7 protein-coding genes and 1 tRNA gene are annotated in these 11,474 nt (G+C 66.7%); all 8 read left to right on the top strand.

Features of this window, described 5'->3' with window-relative positions; all coding sequences use genetic code 11:
- Positions 1-31: 31 nt before the first annotated feature.
- Complete coding sequence (gene lexA, locus AC3WTC_RS02685; protein WP_025878920.1) at positions 32-667, top strand: transcriptional repressor LexA; 636 nt, start codon at positions 32-34, stop codon at positions 665-667.
- A 201-nt stretch (positions 668-868) separates the two neighbouring features.
- Positions 869-1,906, top strand: coding sequence for a recombinase RecA (gene recA, locus AC3WTC_RS02680; protein WP_025878921.1), 1,038 nt, complete (start codon positions 869-871; stop codon positions 1,904-1,906).
- Positions 1,907-2,016: 110 nt separating this feature from the next.
- The gene (gene recX, locus AC3WTC_RS02675) at positions 2,017-2,508 is read left to right on the top strand and encodes a recombination regulator RecX (RefSeq protein ID WP_025878922.1); all 492 of its coding nucleotides are present in this window, start codon (positions 2,017-2,019) and stop codon (positions 2,506-2,508) included.
- A 105-nt stretch (positions 2,509-2,613) separates the two neighbouring features.
- The gene (alaS, locus tag AC3WTC_RS02670; protein WP_025878923.1) at positions 2,614-5,262 is read left to right on the top strand and encodes an alanine--tRNA ligase; all 2,649 of its coding nucleotides are present in this window, start codon (positions 2,614-2,616) and stop codon (positions 5,260-5,262) included.
- A gap of 148 nt (positions 5,263-5,410) precedes the next feature.
- Complete coding sequence (gene csrA / locus AC3WTC_RS02665; RefSeq protein WP_025878924.1) at positions 5,411-5,614, top strand: carbon storage regulator CsrA; 204 nt, start codon at positions 5,411-5,413, stop codon at positions 5,612-5,614.
- 78 nt (positions 5,615-5,692) lie between these two features.
- Positions 5,693-5,785: transfer RNA gene (locus AC3WTC_RS02660), tRNA-Ser, on the top strand.
- 288 nt (positions 5,786-6,073) lie between these two features.
- Positions 6,074-10,804 (top strand): ATP-dependent helicase, encoded by a 4,731-nt coding sequence (locus tag AC3WTC_RS02655; protein WP_492710420.1) that lies wholly within the window; start codon positions 6,074-6,076, stop codon positions 10,802-10,804.
- Between the two features lie 170 nt (positions 10,805-10,974).
- Positions 10,975-11,457, top strand: a complete 483-nt coding sequence (locus AC3WTC_RS02650) for a hypothetical protein (protein WP_059063762.1) — start codon at positions 10,975-10,977, stop codon at positions 11,455-11,457.
- The last annotated feature ends 17 nt before the right edge of the window (positions 11,458-11,474 follow it).

The following is an 11,474-nucleotide window of genomic DNA, read 5'->3' as shown; positions in this document are numbered from 1 at the left end:
GTCCTGGGTGTTAGTAGTAATACTACTAACCATGGACCTGACCGACACCCAGCAGGCGATCCTGCAGTTGATCGCCGAGCGTATCGAGAGCGAAGGCGCACCCCCTTCGCAGACTGAAATCGCGCGTGCCTTCGGCTTCAAGGGCGTACGCGCAGCGCAGTATCACCTGGAGGCGCTGGAGCAGGCCGGGGCGATCCGTCGCGTGCCGGGCCAGGCCCGCGGCATCCGTCTGGTGCAGGCACCGCCGGTGGAGAAGCTCGCCGAGCCGGGCCTGCCCGACAGCGTCCTGCGTCTGCCGATCCTGGGTCGGGTTGCTGCGGGTCTGCCGATCGGCGCCGACATCGGCTCGGATGATTTCGTGGTGCTGGACCGGGTGTTCTTCTCGCCGGCACCGGACTACCTGCTGAAAGTGCAGGGCGATTCGATGATCGACGAAGGCATCTTCGATGGCGACCTGATCGGTGTGCACCGGACCCGCGATGCCCATTCCGGGCAGATCGTGGTGGCCCGCATCGATGACGAGATCACCGTCAAGCTGCTGAAGATCGCCAAGGATCGCATCCGCCTGCTGCCGCGCAATCCCGATTACAAGCCGATTGACGTGCTTCCGGACCAGGATTTCTCGATCGAGGGCCTGTACTGCGGGCTGCTGCGACCGAACCGTTGACGATTCATCCTGCAATTCCCGCGGTCTTTTGTGGCGATTCTCTGGTTCTGCTGAGGTTGGTACGGATGTCCGATAATTTTTTTCCGAACGCCGGGCAGAATCTCAGCCTGTGCGATACGCCAGCCTTAAAGTGAACCCATGGCCAAGAAGACTTCCAAAGACAGCACCTCCAACGACGTGACCTCTGCAAGGACCAATCCGATGGACGAGAACAAGAAGCGCGCCCTCGCTGCAGCTCTGGGCCAGATCGAAAAGCAGTTCGGCAAGGGCTCGGTGATGCGCATGGGCGACCGCGTGGTCGAGCCCGTCGAGGCGATCCCGACCGGTTCTCTGATGCTGGATATCGCATTGGGCATTGGTGGCCTGCCCAAGGGCCGCGTGGTGGAAATCTACGGTCCGGAATCCTCCGGCAAGACCACGTTGACCCTGCAGGCCATCGCCGAGTGCCAGAAGCTGGGTGGCACCGCCGCCTTCATCGATGCCGAGCACGCGCTGGACCCGATCTACGCAGGCAAGCTGGGCGTCAATGTCGACGATCTGCTGCTGTCGCAGCCGGATACCGGTGAGCAGGCGCTTGAAATCGCCGACATGCTGGTGCGCTCCGGTTCGGTGGACATCCTGGTGGTCGACTCGGTCGCCGCGTTGACCCCCAAGGCTGAAATCGAAGGTGAGATGGGCGACCAGTTGCCGGGTCTGCAGGCGCGTCTGATGAGCCAGGCGCTGCGCAAGCTGACCGGCAACATCAAGCGCTCGAACACCCTGGTGGTGTTCATCAACCAGCTGCGCATGAAGATCGGCGTGATGATGCCGGGCCAGAGCCCGGAAGTGACCACCGGCGGCAACGCGCTGAAGTTCTATGCCTCGGTGCGCCTGGACATCCGCCGTATCGGCGCGATCAAGAAGGGCGACGAGATCATCGGCAACCAGACCAAGATCAAGGTCGTCAAGAACAAGCTGGCGCCCCCGTTCAAGCAGGTCATCACCGAGATCCTGTACGGCGAAGGCATCAGCCGCGAAGGCGAGCTGATCGATATGGGTGTCGAAGCCAAGCTGGTCGAGAAGGCCGGTGCCTGGTACAGCTACGGGGAAGAGCGCATCGGCCAGGGCAAGGACAACGCCCGTGGCTATCTGCGCGACAACCCGCAGGTTGCCGCCAAGCTTGAGGCTGAGCTGCGCGAGAAGTTCCAGCCGACCGAAGCCGTCCGTGAGGAAGGCGAAGACGAAGGCGACGACGAGTAAAGGCTTGCTGTGGGGCAGGGCGGCGCCGTCAGTGACGTCGCCCTGTCCTGCAGATTCGGTTTCCCCGACGGGGGACGCGCCAGGGACGGCGCATTTGATTGAAGGCGAGAATGAACGATTCCGACGCCCCGGCACCTGGCCGCAAGCGCCGCGTACGCGAACAGACGCCTGTCCAGCGCGCCTTGGGCCTGCTGGTCCGTCGTGAGCACTCGCGCAAGGAGCTGACCCGCAAGCTGACGTCCCGGGGCATCGAGGACGAGGCTGCGCAGGCGGCGGTCGACAAGCTGACCGAGGCAGGCTGGCAGGACGACACCCGGTTTGCCGAGAATCTGGTGCGCATGCGCGCCAATACGGGTTATGGCCCCATCCATGTACGTGCCGAGCTGGGAACCCACGGGCTGGACAGCGAGCAGATCACTGCCGCGATGGATACCTTCGAGGGCGACTGGACGGAGAATGCCCGGGATCTGGTCCGTCGCCGCTTTGGTGAGGCCGGTCCGCAGGACCTCGCGCAGCGCCGCAAGGCCGCCGATCTGCTGGCCCGCCGGGGCTTCGATGGCGACAGCATCCGCCGCGCGACCCGCTACGATCCGGACGACTGAGACTGATGGCGCCGGGCCTGATACCCTTTGGGGTTTCGGCGGTCCGTTCGACCCTGGCCACTGCGGCCGGCGGCACGGGCCCCGGCCCGCAGACTGCCAGCCCCCATGAACGCATCCGCCAAATTCACGACATCCCAGATCCGCAGCGACTTCCTTGAATTCTTCAAGGGCAAAGGCCACACCATCGTGCCGTCGGCGCCGCTGGTGCCGGGCAACGATCCGACCCTGCTGTTCACCAACTCCGGCATGGTGCAGTTCAAGGACGTGTTCCTGGGCGCGGAAAAGCGCAGCTACGTGCGCGCGGCCGACGTCCAGCGCTGCCTGCGTGCCGGTGGCAAGCACAACGATCTCGACCAGGTGGGCTACACCGCCCGCCATCACACCTTCTTCGAAATGCTGGGCAACTGGTCCTTCGGCGATTACTTCAAGAAGGATGCGATCGCCTGGGCCTGGGAGCTGCTGACCCAGGTCTGGAAGCTGCCCGCCGAGCGCCTGCTGGTGACGGTCTACCAGACCGACGACGAGGCCTACGCACTGTGGCGCGACATGATCGGCATTCCGGAAGACCGGATCGTCCGCATCGGCGACAACAAGGGCGCGCCGTTCGCCTCGGACAACTTCTGGCAGATGGCCGATACCGGTCCGTGCGGTCCGTGCACCGAGATCTTCTACGATCACGGTGACCATATCGCCGGTGGCCCGCCGGGCTCGCCGGACGAGGACGGTGACCGTTTCATCGAGATCTGGAACCTGGTCTTCATGCAGTTCGATCGCCAGCAGGACGGCACGCTGATGCCGCTGCCGGCACCATGCGTGGACACCGGCATGGGCCTGGAACGCCTGGCTGCGATCCTGCAGCACGTGCATACCAACTACGAGATCGACCTGTTCCAGGCGCTGATCCGCAAGGCATCGGAGCTGACCGGAACCGCTGATCTGGAAAACAAGTCGCTGCGCGTGATCGCCGACCACATCCGCGCCTGTTCGTTCCTGATCGTCGATGGCGTGCTGCCGTCCAACGAAGGCCGCGGCTACGTACTGCGCCGGATCATCCGCCGCGCACTGCGACACGGCTGGATGCTGGGCGTGCGCCAGCCGTTCTTCAGCAAGCTGGTGCCGACCCTGGTCGAGCAGATGGGCGAGGCCTACCCGGAACTGCCGGCACAGGCCGATACCGTGGTGCGTGCCCTGCAGGCAGAAGAAGAGCGTTTCGCCGAGACGCTGGACTCGGGCATGAAGATCTTCGACGACGTTGCGGCCAAGGTCAGCAATGGCGTGATCCCGGGCGTGGACGCGTTCCGCCTGTACGACACCTACGGCTTCCCGCTCGACCTGACCCAGGACATCGCCCGCGAGCGTGACCTGACCGTGGACATTGACGGCTTCAACGCCGCGATGGAGACGCAGCGCGAGACCGCGCGTGCCGCCGGCAAGTTCGGCGGTGGCGTGACGCTGTCGGCCGATCTGGTCGCCACGCTCAAGCCGACTGTCTTCCTGGGCTATGACCGCCTGCAGGCCGACGGCCTCGGCGTGGTCGCGATCCTCAAGGATGGCCGCCCGGTGGAAGCTGCCCAGGCCGGAGACGAGGTCATCGTGCTGACCAACCAGACCCCGTTCTACGCCGAGTCCGGCGGCCAGGTCGGCGACACCGGCACCTTGTCCGCTGCCGGCGTACAGCTGCAGGTGAGCGATACCCAGAAGTTCGCGGGCCAGTTCCATGGCCACGTCGGCAAGATCACCCAGGGCAGCCTGAAGATCGGTGACGTGCTGTCCGGCCAGGTCGATGGCGAGCGCCGTGGCGCCACCATCCTCAACCACTCGGCGACCCACCTGCTGCATGCTGCCCTGCGCGAAGTGCTTGGCACCCACGTGCAGCAGAAGGGCTCGCTGGTGGCGCCGGACCGCCTGCGCTTCGACTTCTCGCATTTCCAGCCGATCAGCGCCGAGGAACTGGCGATCATCGAGCGCAAGGTCAACCAGCAGGTGCGCGCCAACAACGCCGCCGAAGTGCACAACATGGGCATGCAGGAAGCGCTGGACTTCGGCGCGATGGCCCTGTTCGGCGAGAAGTACGGCGAGAACGTGCGCGTGCTGAAGATGGGCGACTACTCCACCGAGCTGTGTGGTGGCACCCACGTCAACCGGACCGGTGACATCGGTCTGTTCAAGATCACCTCCGAAGGCGGTGTCTCGGCCGGTGTGCGTCGTATCGAGGCCGTCACCGGCCAGGGCGCGCTGGACTACGTGGATGCCGAGGAGGCCCGTCTGGCCGAGGCCGCCGAGCTGCTGGGTGGCAGTGCTGCCGACGTGGTCGAAAAGATCCGTGCGCTGGGCCTGCGCCAGAAGCAGCTGGAGCGCGAGCTGGAGGCCGTGAAGGCCAAGGTAGCCGCCGGCGCCACCGCCGACCTGTCCGGCCAGGCCGTCGAGGTCGCCGGCGTGAAGGTTCTGGCTGTCCGCCTGGAAGGCTTCGACGCCAAGGCCCTGCGCGATGCCATGGACCGCCTGAAGCAGCAGCTGGGCGACGCGGTGATCGTGCTGGCCGGTGCCCAGGACGGCAAGGCGGCGCTGGTCGCGGGCGTGAACGGCAGTGCAATGGGCAAGGTCAAGGCCGGGGAACTGTTGTCCCATATCGCCGGTCAGATCGGGGGCAAGGGCGGCGGACGCCCGGACCTCGCCCAGGGTGGTGGCGAGGACGGGCCCGCCCTTGCTACCGCGCTGGCTGCGGTCGTCGAATGGGTCAGCCCCCGCCTGTGATGAATCCCTGCCGTCCCCCTCCTTGTAGGAGCGGGACGGCTGACGGTACCATTGCGAATCTTTTCCCTTTGTCGTGGGCGCGCTTCTTGACGGAGCGTCAAGCCGGTGGGGGATACCCTTCCACACGGTTCCATGGAGACTTAAAAAAATGTTGATCCTGACTCGCCGCGTCGGCGAAACCCTGATGATCGGTGACTCGGTGAGCGTCACCGTGCTTGGCGTCAAGGGTAACCAGGTGCGTATCGGCATCACTGCGCCGAAGGACGTCGCCGTGCATCGCGAAGAGATCTACCAGCGCATCCAGCGTGGTGACGAAGCCGGCAGCACCGGTGGTGAAAATTCTGCGGAATAAGGCTTTACCTTCGCGCGTGATTAACGTTATGATTCACGCCCCGCTGAGGTGCAACGCACCAGACGCGGAGAAAACCCCGGAGCGATGCCCGAGCGGCTGAAGGGGCTCCCCTGCTAAGGGAGTATAGGGTCAAAAGCTCTATCGAGGGTTCGAATCCCTCTCGCTCCGCCAGATGCAAAAGAACGCCCGCAAATCCTGGATCTGCGGGCGTTTTCTTTGTGCGTCGCGTGACCTGCGGCCTACGATCGTGGTGCCAGGTTCGCAGCATGACCGCCGAGCGGAGCACGTCGATGACCAGTGCGAAGAAGGCTACCTTCCTGCAGCGACGTCTGATGTTTCGGTGACGGCAGGATGGCTACGCTCCGGGCCTTTGTCGTCGACCCCGGATCAGCTGCCTGATGCAACCAGCGCCTGCGAACGTCCGGCCAACGGGCCGCAGCTGGGTATGATCGACACATCATGACGCCGCCTGATTCCCCGCAGGACCCGCTGCAGCGCTTCCATCCCGCGACGCAGGCCTGGTTCCGTGCCGCGTTCGACGCCTCCACGCCGGTGCAGGATCAGGCCTGGTCGTCGATCGGTGCCGGGCAACATACCCTGGTCATCGCGCCAACCGGATCGGGCAAGACACTTGCCGCATTCCTGCATGCCATCGACCAGCTGTTCGCCGAGCGTGATCGGCAAGCGCGCGCAGCGCCGTTGGCCAAGCCGGTGCGGCGAACCCGCGTGCTTTACCTGTCGCCGATCAAGGCGCTGGGCAGCGACGTGCAGCGCAACCTGCAGGTGCCGCTGCAGGGCATCACCGACGAGCGCGCCCGACGCGGCGAGCCGGCGGTGCAGCTGACCGTCGCATTGCGTACCGGCGATACCTCCAGCAGCGAACGTGCAGGCCTGGTGCGGCGGCCGCCGGACATCCTGATCACTACGCCCGAGTCGCTGTACCTGATGCTGACCTCGCAGGCACGCGAGATCCTGCGCGATGTACAGACCGTCATCCTCGATGAAATCCATGCAGTGGCCGGTGGCAAACGCGGTTCGCATCTGGCGCTGAGCCTGGAACGGCTGGATGCGCTGCTGCACGAACCGGCGCAGCGCATCGGCCTGTCGGCCACGGTGCGGCCGGTCGACGAGGTGGCGGCGTTCCTGGGCGGCGACCGCCCGGTGAGCGTGGTCCAACCCGGCTCGGCGCGGCAGCTTCAGATGCGCATCGTGGTGCCGGTGGAAGACATGTCCAGCCTGGCTACGCAGGGCACGCCCGGGGAGCGCGACGGCGGCGCGCGGATCGGCTCGATCTGGCCGCACGTGGAGGCAAGCATTCTCGACAACGTGCTGCGCCATCGCTCGACGATTGTCTTTGCCAATTCGCGTGGCGTAGCCGAAAAGCTGACCGCACGCCTGAACGAGCTGCACGCCGGACGCAGTGGCGAAGACGGCGCAATCCGTGGCGATTCGGGTAGCGGGTTGGCCTATGGCTCTTTCACCGGCAGTACGGTCAACCGGGTCTCCGCTGCGCCGGCACTGATTGCACGCGCGCATCACGGATCGGTCTCCAAGGAGCAGCGCGGCGAGATCGAGCAGGCGCTGAAATCGGGTGCACTGCGCTGCGTGGTGGCCACGTCCAGCCTGGAGCTGGGGATCGACATGGGGCTGGTTGACCTGGTGATACAGGTGGCCGCGCCGCCGTCGGTGGCCAGCGCCCTGCAGCGCGTTGGTCGCGCCGGCCACCAGGTGGGTGGCATGTCCCGCGGTCTGGTGTATCCGCGTACGCGGCGCGACCTGATCGATGCCGCTGTGGTGGTGGACAGCATGCTGGCCGGACGCATCGAGGCCATCGCTCCGCCGCGCAACCCGCTTGATGTGCTGGCCCAGCAGACGGTGGCGGCGGTGGCGATGGAGCCGTGGCAGGCCGATGCCTGGTATGCGCGGGTACGCCGTGCCGCACCGTACCGCTCACTCCCGCGCAGTGCCTTCGACGCGGTGCTGGACATGCTTTCCGGCCGCTATCCGTCCGAGGATTTCGCCGGCTTCCGGCCGCGGCTGGTATGGAACCGGCAGAGCGGTGAGCTCAGCGCTCGCCCTGGTGCGAAGCAACTGGCGGTTACCAGCGGCGGCACCATTCCCGACCGTGGCATGTACAGCGTGGTGCTGCCTGAAGGAGAAGAGCGGGCCGGATCGCGCCGCGTCGGTGAGCTGGACGAGGAGATGGTCCACGAGTCGCGGGTGAATGATGTGATCACGCTGGGCGCGACCTCATGGCGGATCGACCAGATCACCCACGATCAGGTGGTGGTGACGCCTGCACCCGGACGTTCGGCGCGCCTGCCGTTCTGGCGTGGCGAAGGTGTCGGCCGCCCTGCCGAACTGGGACAGGCCATCGGTGCGTTTCTCGCCGCGTTGGAGGCGCACATCGACAGCAGTGACACCCCGGCGAAGGCGCTGCACGCACGCCTGCAGGCCAGTGGCCTGGACGCCAACGCGATCAGCAACATGCTCGGTCTGGTTGCCGAGCAGCGGCAGGCCACGGGCGTGCTGCCCACCGATCTGCGTCTGGTGGTGGAACGCTGCCGCGACGAGCTGGGCGACTGGCGGGTGATGTTGCATTCGCCGTATGGCCGCCGCGTTCATGATCCATGGGCATTGGCGGTGGCAGCACGATTGCGCGAGCGCTGGGGCATCGACCCGGCCGTGGTCGCCAGCGACGATGGCATCATCGCGCGGATTCCCGACAGTACCGGGCGCGTTCCGGGGGCGGACATGTTCGTGTTCGAACCGGAACGGTTGCGCCGCACGATCACCGCGGCGGTCGGCCATTCGGCACTGTTCGCAGCGCGCTTCCGCGAGTGTGCCTCGCGCGCACTGCTGTTGCCGCGTCGCACGCCGGGGCGTCGATCGCCGCTGTGGCAGCAGCGCCTGCGCGCCGGCCAGTTGCTGGAAATCGCGCAGGCCCATGCGGAGTTCCCGATCCTGATCGAGACCGCCCGCGAGTGCCTGCAGGATGTCTACGACCTGGATGCGCTGGACGCGCTGATGCAACGCGTTCAACGCGGCCAGGTGCAGTTGCTGGACGTCGCGACCGAGGTGCCTTCGCCGTTCGCGGCCAATCTGCTGTTCGGCTATGTCGCCGAGTTCATGTACGAGGCGGACGTGCCGCTGGCCGAGCGCCGCGCCTCGGTGCTGTCACTGGACAGTGGCCTGCTCGCCGAGCTGCTGGGCCAGGTAGACCTGGGCGAGCTGCTGGATGCGGGGGTGGTCGATCAGGTTGAACGTGAACTGCAGCGGCTGGAACCTGCGCGCAGGGCCCATGGCATGGAAGGCGTGTCCGACCTGCTGCGCGAGCTGGGACCGTTGCCTGCATCGGACCTGGCGCTGCGCCTGTCCGATCCGGAATGCGTGGAAGTGCACCTGGCAGCGCTGCAGGCGCAGCAGCGCGCCATCCCGGCTTCAATTGCCGGCCACACGCAGTGGGTCGCCGTGGAGGACGCCGCACGTGTGCGCGATGCGTTGGGTACGGCGCTGCCGGGCGGGCTGCCCGACGTGTTTCTTGCAGGCATGCCCGATCCCCTCGGCGATCTGCTGGCCCGCCACGCACGTACGCATGCGCCCTTCACCAGCAGCGCGCTGGCCAAGCGGTTCGGGTTGGGTGTGGCGGTGGTCGACGGCGCGCTGGAAAGGCTGCAGGAGCAGGGGCGGGTGCTGCGTGGCAATTTCGGCGCAGCGCGGCGACAGCAGGGAAATGAGCGGGTGCATCCGTCGCCGGACGTAGTGCACGAATGGGTCAGCGAAGATGTGTTGCAGCGTCTGCGCCTGCGGTCGCTGCAGGCCGCACGTGAAGCCACCCGGCCGGTGCCACCGGCAGCCTATGTGCGCCTGCTGCTGGAGGGGCAGGGGGTGTTGCTGGAAGGCGGCGCCGGGCGTACCCGCAATGGTGCCGTTGCGGCCATGCTTGAGGGCAGCGACGGCGTTGCCCGTGTGGTCGAGCAGCTGGCGGGGTTGCCGCTGCCGGTTTCGGTCTGGGAACACCAGGTCCTGCCGGCCCGGGTGCGCGACTACGCACCGGCCCTGCTTGATGAGCTGCTGGCCACCGGCATGGCGCTGTGGGCCGGGCACGGGCGGCTGGGTGACGACGACGGCCTGGTGTCGCTGCACCTGCAGGACCATGCCGCCGAAACGTTGCCGCTGCTGCCGGAAGCGGATCCGGCGCTGCGTACACCGATGCAGGACGCCATCGTGCAGGTCCTGGCTGATGGCGGTGCCTACTTCGCGCGGCAGCTGGCCACGCAGGTGCAGTCACGCCTGGCCGGCAGTGCGGCGGCGGCCGAGGACTTCCAGCTGGCGCTATGGCAGCTGGCCTGGAGGGGCGAAGTGAGCAGCGACCTGTGGTCGCCGTTGCGGGCCCTGGCCGGTGTGCGCCAGCAGCGGGCGCGCGTTGCGTCGGCCTCGCGGCGCACGCGGGGTTTCCGCTTCATGCCGACGCTGGACGCGCGGGCCACGGCGCTGGACCCGGCCATTGCCAGCGGGCCGACCCTGGCGGGGCGATGGTCGTTGCTGCCCCGCGAGCGCAGCAACGACACGGTGCGGGCGCTGGCGCTGGGCGAAAGCCTGCTTGATCGCTACCGGGTGGTGACCCGGGCGGCGGCAATGACCGAAGCGGTAACCGGTGGGTTCCCTGCACTGCAGCCTGTCTATCGCGGCATGGAAGATGCCGGGCAGGTCCTGCGTGGCCGCTTCGTGGCGGGGCTGGGCGGAGCACAGTTTGCAGAGCGCGGCACCATCGACCATCTGCGCGAGCTGTCCGAGCGTGTGCCGCGTGAGCTGTCGGTCGTCGCGCTGTCAGCGCTGGATCCGGCCAATCCCTTCGGCAGCCTGCTGCCGTGGCCGCAGCCGGTGGCCGGTGCACGTCCGCTGCGGCGTTCCGGTGCGATGGTGGTGATCGGCAACGGCCGGTTGCTACTGTACCTGGCGCAGGGCGGGCGGCAACTGTCCAGCTGGATCGAGGGCGGGGCAGAGGATGCGGCCAATACTCTGGTTGCCGCTGCACAGGCCCTGGCGGTGGCATTGCGCCGGGGGCGGCGCCTGTCCTTCACCCTGGAACGGATCAATGATGTGCCGGTGCATCGCGGCGCGCTGGTGGACGCGCTGCGGGCCGCAGGCTTCAGCAACGAGCCGCGCGGGCTGGGATGGAACGGCTGAGCGCGGTGGAATCACCTCGATGAATGCTCACCCCGTGGGGCCTGGCCCCGGATCGGACTGCCGGACTGTGACGCAGTTCGTTACGCGCCTGCCCCGGTGGCTGCAGAGTCCGGGTAGTGTGGCCATCGTGCACGTTGCGCAGACGGTTCTTCACTCGACAGGAGACTCACATGAAGCTGTTTTCTGCTGTGCTGCTGTCCCTTCTTTCGCTGCAGGCATCGACGGCGCAGGCGGCCGACGCTCTGCGTTCGCCCCTGCTCGGCCGCTGGTCGCTGGAGATCGCCACTTCCGCTCTTCCTGAGGCGCAGCGGCCGCAACAGGTCGTGCTGGAATTCAAGGATGCCGGTGCGGGCAGGTGGAGCTCGCACGTGGATATCGTCCTGCATGACGGCAAGACCATGAAATCCGACGGTACGCTGGCGCTGGATGGCACGCCTGCGGCGCTGACCGGCAGCTACGGCGCCAACCAGGCAACGCTGAAACTGCCGGCGCCGAATACGCTGGTGATGCAGCTGGTCGATCATGGCGCGCCGGCGTCCACCCGCGTGTACACGGTGGCCGCCGATCGTTCAACGATGACCGAGACCAAGGCCTTCTTCGGCCATGACGGCACGCCGATCCTGCAGACCAACCTGTTCAAGCGGTTGCCGTAGTGATGTGATGCAGCGGC

The sequence above is a fragment of the Stenotrophomonas sp. FW305-C-20-S1 genome (genome assembly GCF_058783335.1).
The sequence above is the reverse complement of the archived record's forward strand: the minus strand, read 5'-3'. Positions and strand labels throughout refer to the sequence as shown.